This is a genomic window from Photorhabdus aegyptia, from assembly GCF_000612035.1.
In the GTDB taxonomy this organism is placed as follows: domain Bacteria; phylum Pseudomonadota; class Gammaproteobacteria; order Enterobacterales; family Enterobacteriaceae; genus Photorhabdus; species Photorhabdus akhurstii.
On sequence record NZ_JFGV01000029.1, the window covers coordinates 42,591 to 58,509 of the forward strand.

Annotated in this window: 17 protein-coding genes; 9 read left to right on the top strand and 8 right to left on the bottom strand. The window is 42.6% G+C overall.

All coding sequences use genetic code 11. The annotated features are described in order from the left end of the window. Positions 1–319: 319 nt before the first annotated feature. Positions 320–862 carry an NUDIX hydrolase YfcD gene (gene yfcD, locus BA1DRAFT_RS10830; RefSeq protein ID WP_036778799.1) on the top strand — a complete coding sequence of 181 codons (543 nt, stop codon included), beginning with the start codon at positions 320–322 and terminating at the stop codon, positions 860–862. Between the two features lie 182 nt (positions 863–1,044). Here the strand turns inward: yfcD and BA1DRAFT_RS10835 are convergent, their stop codons facing one another. After that, entirely contained in the window at positions 1,045–1,914 is an 870-nt protein-coding gene (locus BA1DRAFT_RS10835; protein WP_036778801.1) for an AraC family transcriptional regulator, read from the bottom strand. 829 nt (positions 1,915–2,743) lie between these two features. Here BA1DRAFT_RS10835 and BA1DRAFT_RS21950 point away from each other — a divergent pair. Genes BA1DRAFT_RS21950 through BA1DRAFT_RS10850 form a run of 3 tightly spaced genes read left to right on the top strand, consistent with a single transcriptional unit; the run spans position 2,744 to position 4,218 of the window. Further along, on the top strand, positions 2,744–3,523 hold the full coding sequence (locus BA1DRAFT_RS21950) for a DUF4225 domain-containing protein (protein WP_036778803.1): 780 nt from the start codon (positions 2,744–2,746) through the stop codon (positions 3,521–3,523). After that, complete coding sequence (locus BA1DRAFT_RS10845; RefSeq protein WP_036778806.1) at positions 3,516–3,869, top strand: hypothetical protein; 354 nt, start codon at positions 3,516–3,518, stop codon at positions 3,867–3,869. The genes BA1DRAFT_RS21950 and BA1DRAFT_RS10845 overlap by 8 nt, the downstream gene beginning before the upstream one ends. Next, on the top strand, positions 3,862–4,218 hold the full coding sequence (locus BA1DRAFT_RS10850; protein WP_152544305.1) for a hypothetical protein: 357 nt from the start codon (positions 3,862–3,864) through the stop codon (positions 4,216–4,218). The genes BA1DRAFT_RS10845 and BA1DRAFT_RS10850 overlap by 8 nt, the downstream gene beginning before the upstream one ends. Positions 4,219–4,440: 222 nt before the next feature. Here BA1DRAFT_RS10850 and BA1DRAFT_RS10855 read toward each other — a convergent pair whose 3' ends face one another. Then, positions 4,441–4,920: an Hcp family type VI secretion system effector gene (locus tag BA1DRAFT_RS10855; protein WP_011147363.1), complete on the bottom strand. Its 480-nt coding sequence runs from the start codon at positions 4,918–4,920 to the stop codon at positions 4,441–4,443. Positions 4,921–5,608: 688 nt separating this feature from the next. Between BA1DRAFT_RS10855 and BA1DRAFT_RS10860 the strand changes: the two genes are divergently transcribed. The 3 genes from BA1DRAFT_RS10860 to BA1DRAFT_RS10870 are packed head-to-tail and all read left to right on the top strand — an operon-like array spanning position 5,609 to position 6,500. Then, complete coding sequence (locus BA1DRAFT_RS10860) at positions 5,609–5,923, top strand: hypothetical protein (RefSeq protein ID WP_011147362.1); 315 nt, start codon at positions 5,609–5,611, stop codon at positions 5,921–5,923. Then, positions 5,914–6,093 (top strand): hypothetical protein, encoded by a 180-nt coding sequence (locus BA1DRAFT_RS10865; RefSeq protein WP_011147361.1) that lies wholly within the window; start codon positions 5,914–5,916, stop codon positions 6,091–6,093. Before BA1DRAFT_RS10860 ends, BA1DRAFT_RS10865 begins: the two co-directional genes overlap by 10 nt. A 2-nt stretch (positions 6,094–6,095) precedes the next feature. Next, a complete protein-coding gene (locus BA1DRAFT_RS10870) occupies positions 6,096–6,500 on the top strand; it encodes a type II toxin-antitoxin system YafO family toxin (RefSeq protein ID WP_011147360.1) in 405 nt (134 codons plus the stop codon). Between the two features lie 321 nt (positions 6,501–6,821). Here BA1DRAFT_RS10870 and lsrG read toward each other — a convergent pair whose 3' ends face one another. The 6 genes from lsrG to lsrA all read right to left on the bottom strand — a co-directional run bounded on the left by lsrG (position 6,822) and on the right by lsrA (position 12,691). Beyond that, a complete protein-coding gene (gene lsrG / locus BA1DRAFT_RS10875; protein ID WP_036778811.1) occupies positions 6,822–7,121 on the bottom strand; it encodes a (4S)-4-hydroxy-5-phosphonooxypentane-2,3-dione isomerase in 300 nt (99 codons plus the stop codon). A 12-nt stretch (positions 7,122–7,133) separates the two neighbouring features. Next, positions 7,134–8,009: a 3-hydroxy-5-phosphonooxypentane-2,4-dione thiolase gene (gene lsrF / locus BA1DRAFT_RS10880; protein ID WP_011147358.1), complete on the bottom strand. Its 876-nt coding sequence runs from the start codon at positions 8,007–8,009 to the stop codon at positions 7,134–7,136. Between the two features lie 68 nt (positions 8,010–8,077). After that, entirely contained in the window at positions 8,078–9,097 is a 1,020-nt protein-coding gene (lsrB, locus tag BA1DRAFT_RS10885) for an autoinducer 2 ABC transporter substrate-binding protein LsrB (RefSeq protein WP_036778815.1), read from the bottom strand. 62 nt (positions 9,098–9,159) lie between these two features. Then, complete coding sequence (lsrD, locus tag BA1DRAFT_RS10890; protein WP_036778818.1) at positions 9,160–10,161, bottom strand: autoinducer 2 ABC transporter permease LsrD; 1,002 nt, start codon at positions 10,159–10,161, stop codon at positions 9,160–9,162. Continuing rightward, positions 10,161–11,162, bottom strand: coding sequence for an autoinducer 2 ABC transporter permease LsrC (lsrC, locus tag BA1DRAFT_RS10895; protein ID WP_036778821.1), 1,002 nt, complete (start codon positions 11,160–11,162; stop codon positions 10,161–10,163). Before lsrC ends, lsrD begins: the two co-directional genes overlap by 1 nt. Then, positions 11,156–12,691, bottom strand: coding sequence for an autoinducer 2 ABC transporter ATP-binding protein LsrA (lsrA, locus tag BA1DRAFT_RS10900; RefSeq protein ID WP_036778824.1), 1,536 nt, complete (start codon positions 12,689–12,691; stop codon positions 11,156–11,158). The genes lsrC and lsrA overlap by 7 nt, the downstream gene beginning before the upstream one ends. A 233-nt stretch (positions 12,692–12,924) precedes the next feature. Between lsrA and lsrR the strand changes: the two genes are divergently transcribed. After that, entirely contained in the window at positions 12,925–13,917 is a 993-nt protein-coding gene (gene lsrR / locus BA1DRAFT_RS10905; RefSeq protein ID WP_152544306.1) for a transcriptional regulator LsrR, read from the top strand. Between the two features lie 104 nt (positions 13,918–14,021). Continuing rightward, on the top strand, positions 14,022–15,614 hold the full coding sequence (lsrK, locus tag BA1DRAFT_RS10910) for an autoinducer-2 kinase (RefSeq protein WP_036778825.1): 1,593 nt from the start codon (positions 14,022–14,024) through the stop codon (positions 15,612–15,614). Positions 15,615–15,919: the final 305 nt, after the last annotated feature.

Below are 15,919 nucleotides of genomic sequence, written 5' to 3' on the forward strand. Positions count from 1 at the left end.
GATGACGGGTATATAACCGAATAATAGAACGCTAGGAAATAATGCCGCCATAATGAATAATATGGACGGACGACGGTTTGAATTTCTCTTTTCTAATTTTCAGGGTTGATAAGATGAAGCTGTCAACCCTGTTATCATTACCAGTAAAAACCTTATCAGACTACAGTTTCTTTACAGTTCTATTTCAAGTTTAGCGAAAAGGTTGCATGAGCCGTCTGAAACGAATAACTTCGTAGGGTCCCTATCGATTTGGTTGTTTTGAGTAGAATAAACATTTTGTAGATTTACAAGTTCTTGCTAATAAAAAAGGTTTTTGAAGATGGAACAAGAGAATGTAGTGAGTGTTGAGTGGATCGATATCGTTAATGAAAATAATGAAGTCATTGCTCAGGCTACGCGTCGACAAATGCGTGCCCAACGTTTACGACACCGTGCGACTTATATCGTTGTTCACAACGGCATGGGAAAGATTTTGGTTCAACATCGTACAATAACTAAAGATTTTTATCCGGGAAAGCTGGACGCGACCGCAGGCGGTGTTGTGATGGCGGGTGAAAATATGTTGGATTCTGCCCGGCGTGAAGCAGAAGAAGAGTTAGGTATTGCCGGTGTACCTTTTGCAGAACATGGTAGTTTTTATTATGAAGCAGAAGATTGCCGTATTTGTGGCGCATTATTCAGTTGCATCAGTCATGGTCCGTTTGCTTTACAGGAAGCGGAAATTGATGATGTGTGCTGGTTGACGCCGGAGGAGATAACCGCTCGCTGTGATGAATTCACCCCTGATTCGCTGAAAGCGCTTTCTCTGTGGCTGACACGTAATAACGATTTTGATGCAATTATTGTCAATAGAAAAAAATGAGAATAGTCCAAAAAGAATTTCCAATTAATCTGAGTAAAAATTAATGAGGTTGTACATTCTTATTGATGAAATGCGGGAGGATGGCTGGCGGCCATCCTCCAATACGACCGTACCGTTCTTTCGAGGTTTTGAGCGAACTGTTAATAACGTGCTGTAAGATATATGTCTGGTGATACAAGCCTCTATTTAAGCGGCAAGTAAATATCCGTCAGTAATTTGTGTGTAGCGACTTCATGCACAAAATTAAAGTAATGAAAGTACAGTGGGAAATCGCGTAGTTCTTCTCCGCTGGCAGGGAGCCAGTCGCGATACAAATATCGCGCACTCTCTGATAAAGAATCATGTGAGCCATAATGGCGAGCTACGGCGCAACGTCCACCGGGTATGACGCCGTTAGTCACTCCGAACAGATTGTCCTCTTGGATTGGCGCCTCGACTGTGCCGCAAATATCAAAGCGGAAATCTTCTCCTTTTATCGTTGCCGGATCGTGTGGCGCGATACCGTAGGTTTGACTGCTGGTAACAGGTGACAGTCCTGTGGTTTTGCGCCATTCGATAAAACGTGCGGCGGTTGCATTGACCAATTCGGGTTGACCGTGATGGAGCAATATAGCAACAAGTGTTTCTGGAAAATTAACAATTTTTACATTCATGGTTTGTCTCCTGATATGTTTTTGTTCAGGAATACATTGGTGCCAATTTATCCAAGCCGGTTGTTTTCGGAATTGGCTTGGTGTCAGACCAAATGACTGCTTGAAGGCTCGGCTGAACGATTTTGGGTTTTGAAAACCTGCATCCAACGCAATATCGATGATTTTTTCTAACGGATTGAATGCCAGACGGTAGGAAGCACGTTTTAATCGCATTAATTGGAGATAGCGTCCTACAGGTATACCGCAGTAATTGGCAAACTGCCTATGAAAGTGATAACGCGAAAAATTCGCTACCTCACTCAGTTGTTCCAATGTGAGCGGCTCATCCAAATGGCGCTCAATATAATTAAATACCTGATTGAATCGTTTGACGTAGGCGTCAGTTTTATCATTGTGCATTGCATCCTCCAATTAGAGAGCACTATGCCTGAACATAAGAGACATTGCCTGACTGATATTGCTGACTTTTGCGTTAAGCCGGTGTGGAAAACGTTATTTCAAATGAAATTCTAATCGTATAAGTAAGGAAATAACAGCACATAGCAGGGCAATGAATTTAAAGCGTATTAGGTAGTAAAAGAGTATGAAGATTTTAAGCCTCTTGATTTTGTTAATGAAAATAACCGGGTTCTTTAGGGATGAGAAACTCTATGGGGATATAATTGTTATTATTGAAGAATAGATAGTGTTTAAAAAATTAGGTTTGAATAATGGTTAGTATTTAGAAGATAGAATATCTGGGGAAGAAAAGACTATTTATTGTTCTATTATTGTGATTTAATGGATTTGGTTTGATTTGATAGAAGTCGTAAAGATATTGTATGGCCCAGATAATCTGGGTATCCGCTATGATATACCCTATGGATTTCAAGTTGCATCGCGACGGCAAGGGAACGAACCCCCGAGAGCATAGATAACTATGTGACCGGGGTGAGTGAGTGCAGCCAACAAAGAGGCAGCTTGAAAGATAACGGGTATAAAAGCATTTCTCGATATTAGCGTGCTTTAATAGGTATTATCAGGAATTAGGATCATGTGGGACCAAATCATAGCTATCTGATTCAGCCGTGGATGAGGACCTTTTTATATAACGGTTATCCATTGGAGTTTAGAATCAGCATTCTAAGGTTAAGGGCTTACAATGTTCTTTTGGACAGGATCATGGAATGGTTATCACATTGTTTGGGGATCGGTATGAGTCAAAATTAACGAGTTATAGAGGTTTAACATGGCGTTTTCATCAAGACAGAGTTTGCATTATTTAGAGCTCAAAATTAAAGAATTACATGAGATATCATCCAAGCTTAATTTTAGATATCTTTCTGATGCTAGAAGCGGAAGTCGTTTCCTTTTTGAAATAAATGAACTCATCAGAAGTGTTAATCATGAGATAGGTACAAATTGTTTGTCTGTTGATGGTGGTATTGCAATCTTGCAAGATGAAATAGATAACCTGAAGAGACAGGAATTTGACTTGTTAATGAATGATAGCCAGATATATATGATTGTTCAAAAAGAAAAAAAAGAAGAAGAGGATGAAAAAACCAATTTAACTTTGAAACGAATTGGTTTTGTTAGCGGTGGTTCTCAGATTTTTGCCGGTCTTGGCGTATGTGTGGCCTCTCTTGGCGCCGCTTGTGCCGGTTTTGGTGTACCTCTACTGATACAGGGAGGAAATAATGTTTATGAGAATGGGTATTACCTGTTATTAAGGAAAGAGGTTTCAGGTCCGGTAAGAGATGTTTATCGTGATGCAGCTAAAACGCTTGGTTATAGTGAAACTGATGGTGATAGAGTTTACGGTTATGTAGATCTGGCGTTGTCTGGGTACGGAATGGCAAGATCTGTTGTGAGGCCCGGAACTTTTCGTTTATTTCGGTATATAAAAACTGATTACATTAGGGGATGGCAGGTGATGGGGAGGATACCTTTGATTGCTGAACTTATTGGTGATATGGTGACAGGTCTCAGTATTTATTCGATTTCTGAAGGTGAGAAACATGAATGATGATGTGACATTATCCTATTACAATGTCTTTTTTGTAATTATTTATTACGTAATGTCTATTTTGGTGCTTATTGTACTGTTTAAGATGAGTGAATATGTCAGGGGCTATATTAGAGAGGTGATTTTTACTGTTATTATTGTGGTTATTGGTGCTATTCAATATGGTATTTTTGTAAATGGTGGTGTTCTGGTATATATATTCCCACATTATTTTAGCATTGACGATTATGATTCAATTAGATATGGTGCGAATTTTCTTTTATTTTTATATCCTTGTCTTCTTATTATGGATAGACCCTATAGTAAAGAAAAGGAAAGCAGAGATAATGGTGAAAAAGATGAGTGATGGTATAACGTTATCCAATTATAATATCTTTTTTGTAATTATTTATTACGCAATGTCTATTTTGGTGCTTATTGTACTGTTTAAGTTGAGGGAATATGTAAGGGGTCATATTCGAACGGTGCTTTTTACTGTTATTTTTGTGGTTGTTAATACTGTTCAGCATAATATTGCTGTAAATGGTGGTGTACTGGTATATGTATTTCCACATTATTTTAGTATTTATGATTATAGATCAATCCGGTTTGGTGCTTTGTTTTTTGCAATTGCATATTCTTGTCTTCTTACTATGAATAAATCTGATAGTGAAGAAAAAGAAAAAGAAAAAGAAAAAGAAAAAGAAAATAATTGATATTTATTTAATGGATTATAGAGTGAAATTTATTTTGAAGTTTGTTTTGAGGTTTATCTATACCTTATGGATTTCAAGATGCATCGCGACGGCAAGGGAGTGAATCCCCGGGAGCATAGATAACTATGTGACTGGGGTGAACGAGTGCAGCCAACAAAGAGGCAACTTGAAAGATGACGGGTATAAATACCTCCCGTTTGGGAGGTGGTATCTTATTGAGAGTTAATATACCGTATCTTCCCATATACTATAACCGCCGGTCCCTGCGATAATATGGTTCCACGTTATACTTTTATATATTAACGATAGCGTTTCTTGAGGTTGCTGGTCATTATTTTCTAAAGAGTTAGGATGGAGTACACTGTATTCCAATATTTGAGCTCCGATTAGCTTTAAATTAAAATATAATTCTAATCCTCCATTTAAACTTGTCCGATAATGGTTAATAAAACAATCCATTACTTCATTATTGGAAATTGCAACACCTAACAGAGGTGTTGATTTATCAATGGGTTTTCTAATTATCACCGGTTGATGTTTAACGTTTTTCTTACGTAACATTGAGTGGCTCAAACCGTAAACCAGAATTTCATCTTGATGGTTAACTTGGTATTTATTACCAATCGAGTCAATTGATGAACAACCCGCAGAGATGAGTCCCTGATTTTTCCCTTTTATCGTCAAATAGATTAAGTCAGCCAAAATATATTTACTCCTATGTCATTGGTATGAATGATGTAGATAAGAAAGTAGTTTGGTTTTCAGACTCATCTCTCTTTCTTCTAACTTTCGTCATGCTGCCAAGAAGGTAAAACATAAGTATGCTTGCCTGTTTAGAAAGCATATTTAAAAATATTCCAAGTTAGTATCAAAGAGAAGAATGCTAATCAAGGTTCTTTCCATTCCTCAAAAATAGCGCAATTCGATCAAAAGTCAACCTTTTTGGTTGGTTTTAAAACAATTGTTTGTTGGCGATATCGGTATTATTAACACGACATTCAGTAATGCAGATTGTGACTTTGAGAGATTCTGTTGGGAATTATTGTTGGTTGATTTTATTAATAGACAGGAAGAATGCAGCGTTATTCTTGGAAGATAAAGTTTGTTGTAAGCATTCTGTAAGTCAATAAATTCATTTTGCAAACGGCAATATATAGCTGCTTTATAATGATTCATCAGGACTAATAACTGCACTATAGGCGAGTGTTTAATTAATATGTATGTATATTCAGAGTAAACGGTAACTAAAAAGTGTAGGAGCGGATTGCTCGCTAGACGCTGATAGGTTGTTGTCTACAACCAACAAAATGTTGGTTGTATCCAAATATAGATCTATACTTAGAGCTGAATTTGGAACTATATATGGCAGTGTAAAGTGGAGGTATTCTATATGTTACAGAAGGTTATGTGTGGTTACACCATACCGATAAGCAAGTTTAAATCCAATCCTAGCGCGGCCTTGGCGGAAGCCCAAGGAGATGCTATTGCTGTCTCATCAAACAATCAGATCCAGTTTTATGCTGTGCCTGCACATATGTATGAAGAGATTATTAATTTTGTTGAGTTTGCTCAACGGGGGACAACTGAGTTAAAAAACATTCCTGCTAATTTTACTGGTGAAGGTTTGGATATGAATCAGATTGCTACTGAGATGGCAACGAAGCTTAAACACGGCTCCACTGGAGATTACGAAGAATGGTCATAAAAAACATACAAATTTCTTCAAAGAAGGGGCAAGGCAAGCCATTAGTGATTTGCGAGTTTGATGAACAAGGAGTGCTTTCAGCTACCGGCAATTTTCACCTTAATGAAAGTGAGATGAAAAAAGTTGCAGATAAAATGGCGGAATTGCTGATCAAGAAAAAGGGAAATTAACGGTGGTAAGAATATTCACATACAGCAATTTGAAAGATGCTTTGGGTGAACAAAAAACCAAAGCCTTGGTTGATGACTTCAAAGCCTACAAAGAAGGAAAAGGTTTGCCCATTACCTTTGGTCGGGATGTTCCCTATAAGTTCACGAATAACCGTTCTTACCTTGAGTTGCAACACTTGCATTACAGAGAAAGTGGTTTTTCACTCAAGCTGGTGCAATTTAGACGAACGAGCGGTTATGTTCTAGTTTACTGTTCTGGGTTCTTTGACCGAAGTACCTATTTGTTAATTGCGATTATTAAGCACTGGAATCACAATGAATCTAATGACATAGTGGGAACTGACAGAGACATTGGATTAATGGACGAGCTTGAAAAGATTGCCGAACGCTTCAGGGAAAAATTTTAATTTTGTTGATCTTCAATCTTTATATGAATTTATTGTTGATTGATTTTACTGATATACCTAATGGACGCAATGTTGTTCTTGGTTGTGAAATATTAAGAGTGATACGAGAACAAAACCCCCAAGCAGAATATTCTGTCCTGGGTAATTTAGTGATTTAAACGAAGTTGTATTTTCTCGTTATATTGAAGCGTTTTATACCCTATGGATTTCAAGATGCATCGCGACGGCAAGGGAGCGAATCCCCGGCAGCATAGATAACTATGTGACCGGGGTGAGTGAGTGCAGCCAACAAAGAGACAGCTTGAAAGATGACGGGTATATTTATTTTATTTCCGGCATCACACCAACAAACGATCTCTTCTTCCTGGGTTCAGACATCAGAGATTCGAGTTGTTCAACACATTTCAGATAATGAGGGGTTTGCTTGTGTATGTTAGCCGCTTTTTCATCAACATAGGCTTCATAAATATAAAAGCGGGTAGGGATATTTTCATCCCGTAATACATCAAAACGTAAATTGCCCGCTTCTTTAATTGATCCCAGATGATTAAGGCGAAAAACTTCAATAAATTCGTCTAATTTGTCTTGCTTAACATTAATTTCAACCAAAGTTACGTGCATCTTATATTCTCCTTATTGTTTTTCACTTAAAAATAACTCGTAAGCTTTGCTGGCATTCTCATTCTGGTGTACGACTGCTTGAACCGCTTTTAACATGGCAACCGGTGCTTCGGATTGGAAAATATTACGTCCCATATCAACACCGGCAGCCCCTTGATCAATAGCCTGGTAACACATTTCCAGAGCCTCTTTTTCTGGTAACTTTTTACCACCGGCAATCACAATAGGAACTGGACATCCGCTGGCAATACGCTCAAAGCCAGTATCGACATAGTAAGTTTTAATGATTTGTGCGCCCATTTCGGCCGCAATGCGCGTCGCCAGAGAAAAATAACGTTGATCCCGAACCATGTCTTTCCCAACGCCGGTGACTGCCATTGTTGGCATACCGTAACGCATTCCCTGATCGACTAATTTGATAATGTTCTTAATTGATTGATGCTCATATTCAGAGCCGATATAGACCTGAGCGGCTACTGCACAGACATTCAGGCGTAAAGCATCTTCCATCGCAACCGCGACTGCCTCATTAGACAGCTCCGTCAGAATCGAGTTGGCGCCAGAGGCCCGCAAGACCACGGGTTTGTTGGTTGCGGGTGGAACCTGACTACGCAGAATACCGCGGGTACACATCAAGACATCGGTATGGGGAAACAGCGGAGCAATATTGATATCAATGCGTTCAAGCCCGGTTGTTGGCCCCTGAAAATAGCCGTGGTCGAAAGCCAGCATAACCGTTCGATTGGTTTTAGGATTAAAAATGCGTGAAAGTCGTGATTGCATTCCCCAATCCAGTGCGCCACAGCCTTTCAGTTCAAACAGGCTGTTCTTCTGTGGGATATCAATACCAAAATCTTTACCATCTTTAATATCATCTAAATCTGCCATTTTTCTTCTCCTAACTCACTGACATTGGGCCAGCAACCATGCATGGCAGAGATTGCTGGGCCGTAGTATTAGAAATCGTATTGATTGATATTGTCTTTGGTGAAAATGACCCGTTCAGGCAGAACAACAATACCGTTTCCTTTGGCTTCATAGCGGTAGCCCTGAACGCGGTTTGGTACTACTTCAACAATGCCAATATCGGGAATATCTAGTTTATCGCCGACATTTAAATCACCTTTTTTGAGTAATTCATTGGCGACATAAATTGATATTTTGCCTTGGTTGACCACATCCCAGAGTCCGAATTGCTTGACGGTTCCGCGTTCAACATAAGGACGCATGACATTGGGGGTGCTGAAACCGACGATCGCAACATCTTGTCGTTTCAGATTTTCTGCCGCTTGCGCCGCGGCTGGCAGGGCGTTAGCATCCGGGGCAATAATGGCGTCTAGATCACTCCAGGCTTTTAAGATCCCTTCTGCGGTTTGTAAGGATTTGGTGGCATCGTTATAACCAAACTGAGTGGTAACAATCTCCCAACCGGGATGTTCTGCGGCAATTTTATTTTTGGCTTCTTTTACCCATTGATTCTGGTCAGTTACCGTTGGGCTGGAGTAGAAAAACGCGATCTTGGCTTGCTTTTTTTGCACCTGATTAGCCGCCATATCCACCAGCATTCCGCCCAATTGGGTTGGCGTTCCTTGGTTAATATAGATAGAACGGCATTCCGGCGAAGTGTCTGAATCCCAGGTTAGAATTTTCACCCCCCGTTGCATGGCTCGTTTCAACGCGGGGCATAGGCCATCCGGTGAAACCGCCGAGACCACAATAGCGTCATAGCCTTGGTTCACGAAGTTGTTGATAAGCTGAACTTGCCCGGCAACACTGGGTTCTGTCGGTCCATCATAGGTAACATTGACACCCAGGGCTTTCCCGGCGGCTACCGCGCCTTGGCCGCCACTGGTAAAAAAGCCGACACCGACCAGTTTAGGGATGAAAGCGATTCTTTCGGCGGCGTGTACCCAAGAGGCGCAAGCCAGACTTAATAGGCTAATTAGAGCCAGTTTTTTCAGGATTAATGTTTTCATTACTCTCTCCATATTGTTGGGTTTCAGAGGGACTGTAATGTCATAAAATTCAACCTGTCGATTTAGGAAGACAACCTCTGATTTCGCCATCGCTGTATCCAGTCACGGATTTGGTGGTGGTGCAGGCTGATGGAACGTCCTACCACGGCAATGATCAACAGGGCGCCGGCGAGGGCGCTGGATACCTGATTGGGAACGCCGGCCATCTGTAATCCCTGTTGTAAATAACCAATTAATAATATAGCCAGCGCGGTGCCGATGATTGAACCTGAACCACCGTAAATATTGGCTCCGCCCAATACTACCGCGGTGATTGCCGGCATCAGAAATGACGCGCCAAGGTCAGAGCGAGCTGATCCAAAATAGGAAACTAATACAATGGCGGCGATAGCAGAAGCTATGCCGGTCAGGGTATAGAGAAGATACAGTGTTCGGGCAATGGGAATTGCCGCGTAACGGGCAACCTTACTGCTTTGCCCAATTAGAAAAATATTGCGTCCACTGTGGGTACGATGCATGAACAGCCAGCAAATAAGGAGGCAGAGTAAAAACAGCACTAATGGCATAGGTAGGCCAAACACAGTCAAATTAGCGAAATCAGTCAATGCTTGTGGAAAGCCGCCAATGCCTTCGTAACCGGTTGCACCCGAGATGCCGGAAAGCAGTAGGGCGCTGCCGCCGAACAGATATAGGGTACCGAGTGTGATAACCAGCGGGTTAATGCCGGTATATAAAATCAGCGCGGCATTGATTATTCCACATATTGCACCGACCAGTAGCGTTAAAGGAATGGCGGCGGCCATTGGAATACCGACCTGATTCATCACTCCGAGCGATATCGCGCATAAACCAATAGTTGAGCCGAATGAAATATCGATACCGCCACTCACAATAACCATAGTCAGCGGCAAGGCCACAATCCCGATGCAAATAAAATCACTGGTACTCAGCAACAATATATTAATATCCAGCATGCGCGGGTTTGCTATGCCAAACAGCAGAATTTCAATAATCAGTAATGCGGCTAGGGCGAATTCCCAACCATAACGTTGACCGATACTCATTATGTCACCTGATTACTTTTGTCATTTTTGAGGAAACGGGCATATTTTTGTTGGCGGATATTTTTTTCGATGGCACAACGAAGGCGTCCATCAAAAATCAATACCGCCAGCAGAACAAATCCGGCAATAAAATCATTCCACCAGGCAGGGAGTTTTAGCAGTACTAATCCGCTGTTTATCTGCGTCAGGAAAAATGCGCCTAAAATAGCGCCGATTACTGTACCGGTGCCGCCAAGCAGACTGATGCCGCCTAGCACACAAGCTGCGATAGCTCTCATTTCCAACCCATTACCGGTCTGATTTGGGATAAAACCAATCTGGGAGGCAAAAACAATCCCGGCCAGCGCGGCCATCACGCCATTTACGGAAAAGGCGATAATTTGAATGCTATCTGTACGAACGCCCAATTGACGAGCGCCTTGCAGGTTGTCTCCTGTGGCGTAAAAGCTCCGGCCAAATGGGGTTTTTGCTAGTATCCACGCCATTGCTAATATCAAGATCATTAACAGCCAGCCGATAGGTGAGATATTGAGCCATAAAGGTGCGGAAAGGCGCTTTAATTCGTCCGGTAAGCCTTCAATCCATTTACCGTCAGTCAGCAATAACATCAGGCCACGGTAAAGCCCCAGCGTGCCGAGAGTGGCAACAATCGCGGGAATTTTCAGCCAGGCGACCAGTACGCCATTGATGAATCCGGCACCCATACCGAGTAGAAGAGTCAACAGGCAGGAAACGGGCAGGCTAAAACCGGCATTCAATGACATTCCCATCATGACCGCGCATAAGCCGACAATGGAGCCGACAGAGACATCAATATTGCGAGTCAGCATGACCAATGTCGCCCCCATTGCAAGCAAGATAAGGATCTGCGCACTACTGAAAACGAGGGTGACAGTTTGTAAGTTAAAGTACTGGTGGTCGATGAGACTAAGTAAGCCAAATAGACAGAGAATGGCAATTAATGCGGTAATTTCTCGATTATTCTGGATAAGTTTCAACATGATGCCGCCTGTTGTGATTTATGTTCGCCGAAAGCGATGTGCATAATGGTATCAATATCCATTTGTTGCTTAGTTAATTCGCCGTTGATTTCTCCCTGATTCATAACTAACACCCGATCAGCCATCTGAACCACCTCATCCAGATCCGATGAAATAAAAATAATCGCCACTTGTTGTTGGGCGATATGGCGAATCAGTTGGTAAATATCATTGCGTGCCGCGACATCCACACCACGTGTAGGTTCATCAATAATAAGAACGGCGGGGTGAGCTTCCAGACATTTAGCAATCAGCACTTTCTGTTGATTACCGCCGGACAGCGTTTTGATCGGCTGGTTGATATGGCTGAATTTGATATTCAGGATTTGGCAATAGCGCTCAAGTACCGCGGTGTCATAGGCGGGACGTATCCAGAATGTATCGCGATTGTGGGTTAGTGAACAGATATTCCAGCCGAGTGATGAATCCAGAAATAGTCCTGATGACTGCCGATCTTCCGGCAAATAAACCAAACCCTGAGCCAGACGTTGAGCGGTTGTTAGCTCATTAATAGCGTGTTGTTTTAACTTGACTTCACCGGATATCGCAGGGCGCAGGCCATAAAGTGTTTCAGCCAGTTCTGTACGACCTGCGCCAACAACCCCGGCCAAGCCAAGAATTTCACCCGGTTTCACTGAGAAAGTGATATTACTGAAACCCTCGCCGCTCAGTTTTGTGACTGTCAGTATTGGTTGATCGGGTGCTGTTTGGCGCCGGTTATTGCCGAGATCCAGGCTCAATTTTGGGGCGCCATTTAATGGCTGATTTTTCGTGATTGGTGTAATGGCCTGAATAATGTCATCGGTTGTGTAATCGTGGATTTTGCCACTTAAAGCAATACTACCATCACGCATGACACTGACCTGATCCGCTAATTGGTAAATTTCAGGGATTTTGTGAGAAATAAAAATGATGCCGACCCCTTGCTGTTGTAACTCGCGGAGCTGGGCAAATAGGCGTTCGGTTTCTGCTGGTGTCAGGGAAGCGGTAGGTTCATCAAGGATTAAGATTTTCGAATTACGCATCAGGCCGCGCATAATTTCTACCAGTTGCTGATCGGCGACATTAAGGCTGCTAGCACTGACATGCAGATCTAATTGACAGCCAAGTAATGCCAGTAGCTGTTTCATTTTAGACTTATCTACCTGATGCTTTGGCAAACGAAACAGAATGTTTTCTTGTACAGACAAATTCGGAAATAGCAATGGTTCTTGTGGTATCAGATAAATACCGAATTGATGGGCTTTAGTGGGATTAAGGTGGCTAACATGATCACCGCTAATCTTGAGAGTGCCTTTATCTGGTTGTTCGATACCGGCAATAATCTTCATCAGTGTTGATTTGCCCGCGCCATTACCCCCTAACAGAGCATGTATCTGCCCCGGGAGCAGAGTAAAATCAATATGTTTCAGTACCATTACGCCGGAAAACTGCTTACTGATGCCACTGACTTCTAATAGTGGTGGTACTGCGGTGTTGTTATGTAACATCGCGGCATCCTCTTAACATACAGGTGCGGAGGCAGACAAAATGAACATTTATATATTTAAAAAACAATTGTTCAACATGGTAGCTGTTAAATTATGATATTGGCAATATTTAGATCACATTTTGTGAAAAATTTGCATATTCATTGAATTATGTTCAAATTTTTGCGGTAAGACTCTGGCGTGTTATACGTTTTAATGGTTATCTGTTGAGTGCGGATAAAAAGAAAGTGGTTATGTCGATAAAATCAGTGAAAGAAAAGTCAGCTAAAGAGAAAAATGAGGACACCTATCCGGGTAATAGCATGAGTGAAGAAGAGCTGCTTGCGCGTATTGCATGGTTTTACTATCACGATGGCCTGACACAAGGCGACATCGGCGATTTGCTTGGTTTGAGCCGGTTAAAAGTTTCCAGATTACTGGAGAAAGGGCGGCAATCAGGTGTCATTCGGGTACAAATTAACTCTCGTTATGAGGGGTGTCTGGAGCTGGAAGATACCCTGCAAAAACATTTCTCTTTGAAACAGGTGCGTGTTTTACCTGCGCTGGCGAATATGAATCTTAATGCCAGATTGGGGGTTGGCGCGGCACATTTGCTGATGGCATTGATTGAACCGCAGCAATTATTGGCAGTGGGATTTGGTGAAACCACCATGTGCACATTGCAACATTTAAGTGGCTTTATCTCATCACAACAAATCAGGTTAGTCACACTATCCGGTGGCGTCGGTCCTTATATGACCGGTATTGGTCAACTGGATGCAGCTTGTTCAATCAGTATTATCCCCGCTCCATTACGTGCTTCCACGGCTCAGGTTGCTGAAACATTCCGTCAGGAAAGCAGTGTCCGAGATGTTTTGCTGGCGGCTTGCGCGGCTGATATTGCTATCGTTGGCATTGGCGCGGTTAATCAGCAACAGCAGGCGACAATTATGCGTTCTGGTTATATCAGTGGCGGTGAACAGCTAATGTTTGGCCGCAAAGGCGCTGTGGGCGATATCCTTGGCTATTTTATGCGTGCTGATGGTGAACTGGTGGAGGATATGCAGATTCATCAGGAACTGATAGGTATCTCCATGCCAGAACTAAAAACCATCCCGACAGTGATTGGCGTCGCGGGAGGGGAAGAGAAAGCGGAAGCCATTATTGCTGCGTTGCATGGTCAATATATCAATGGACTGGTGACGGAAGAACAGACTGCCAAAGCAATGCTGAATTTGCTGCGTTGAACCCTGTATTGACTCTATCCGTGAAATAAGCAGAAAAAATTTGAGGTAAAGCTATAAGTTTAAAAAGTAATAGTTCAAAAAGTAATTAAACTGAGGATAGCATCATGAATCAACGCCGTAGTGCTAATCCATCAGGAAAATATCTGATGGCGCTTGATGCAGGAACAGGGAGTGTTCGTGCAGTGATATTTGATCTTGAAGGGAATCAGATCGCCGCAGGACAGGCTGAATGGATACATCAGCCTGTGCCTGATGTACCGGGCTCAATGGAGTTTGATTTAGCGACGAACTGGCAACTTACATGCCAATGTATCCGCCAGGCGCTGAAAACCGCAGAATTGCCCGCCAGTGCTATTCAGGGGGTGGCATCCTGTTCCATGCGGGAAGGCATTGTGCTTTATAACCGCAATGGTGAGCCGATCTGGGCTTGCGCGAATGTGGATGCGCGTTCCAGCCATGAAGTGAGTGAATTGAAGGCGCTGTATGACAGCACTTTTGAATATGATGTTTATCAGTGTTCAGGGCAAACATTAGCCTTGGGTGCAATGCCTCGTCTGTTATGGTTGGCTCATCATCGTCCTGATATCTATCGTCAGGCAGCGGCTTTAACCATGATTAGCGACTGGCTGGCAAATATGCTCAGTGGCGAGTTGGCTGTCGATCCCTCCAATGCCGGTACGACAGGTATGCTGGATCTGGCAAGCCGTGATTGGCGTCCTGACCTCCTTGAGATGGCAGGATTGCGCTCTGATATTCTTTCGCCGGTAAAAGAGACCGGAACCTTGTTAGGTTACGTCACTGAGAAAGCCGCTGCTCAATGTGGATTGAATGTTGGCACACCGGTCATTATGGGCGGTGGCGATGTGCAGCTCGGTTGCCTTGGTTTAGGTGTTGTCAAGCCAGCTCAGACCGCCGTGATTGGCGGCACATTTTGGCAGCAGGTGGTCAATCTGCCGGAACCGGTCACTGACCCAAATATGAATACACGGATAAATCCTCATGTTATTCCCGGCATGGTTCAGGCGGAGTCTATTAGTTTCTTTACTGGCTTAACCATGCGTTGGTTTAGGGATGCATTTTGCGCGGAAGAAAAGCTGTTGGCGGAGCGTCTTGGTGTTGATACTTATAGCTTACTGGAAGATATGGCGGCCAGAGTCCCGGCAGGCGCTTACGGTATCATGCCAATTTTCTCTGATGTGATGCGATTTAAAGCTTGGTATCACGCTGCGCCTTCCTTTATTAACCTTTCCATTGATCCTGAAAAATGTAATAAAGCGACTCTATTTCGTGCGTTGGAAGAGAACGCAGCGATTGTCTCGGCCTGTAACTTGGATCTGATTTCTGCTTTTTCCGCAGTGAAACCGGATTCACTGGTATTCGCTGGTGGTGGTTCAAAAGGAAAATTATGGAGCCAGATTTTATCTGATGTGACAGGATTACCGGTTCGGGTGCCGATGGTTAAAGAATCAACCGCTTTGGGATGTGCCATTGCCGCTGGAGTGGGAGTGGGGCTTTATGATGCAATGGGGACGACAGGGGAAAAACTGGTGCGTTGGCAGCATGAATATCAGCCAAATCCTGAACATTATGAAGTGTATCAAAAGGCTAAACAGGACTGGCAGGCGATATATGCCGATCAATTAACGTTGGTCGATCATGGTTTGACAACTTCATTATGGAAGGCGCCGGGATTATAGCTTGCAATGGTTAAGCTGCCGTATTGCTAGGTGCGCTTGTGCTGATAGGCGACTTGTGCACCAAGTATTCCTTTAATACCTGAAATTGTGTGATGTTGTGGTAGTGGCCATCTAACCTAATCAAAAAAGGTCATACTTCATCACCCATTAACGACAACCATCACATTTAAGGTAGTTTCATCCCGAAATTAATCATCATAAATGTGATTTAAATCACATAATAAAAATAAAAAACTAAAATTAATTTGAAATTATTAATGTTGATTATTAAATGATTAATATTAATCTGTTTTTTATACAATACT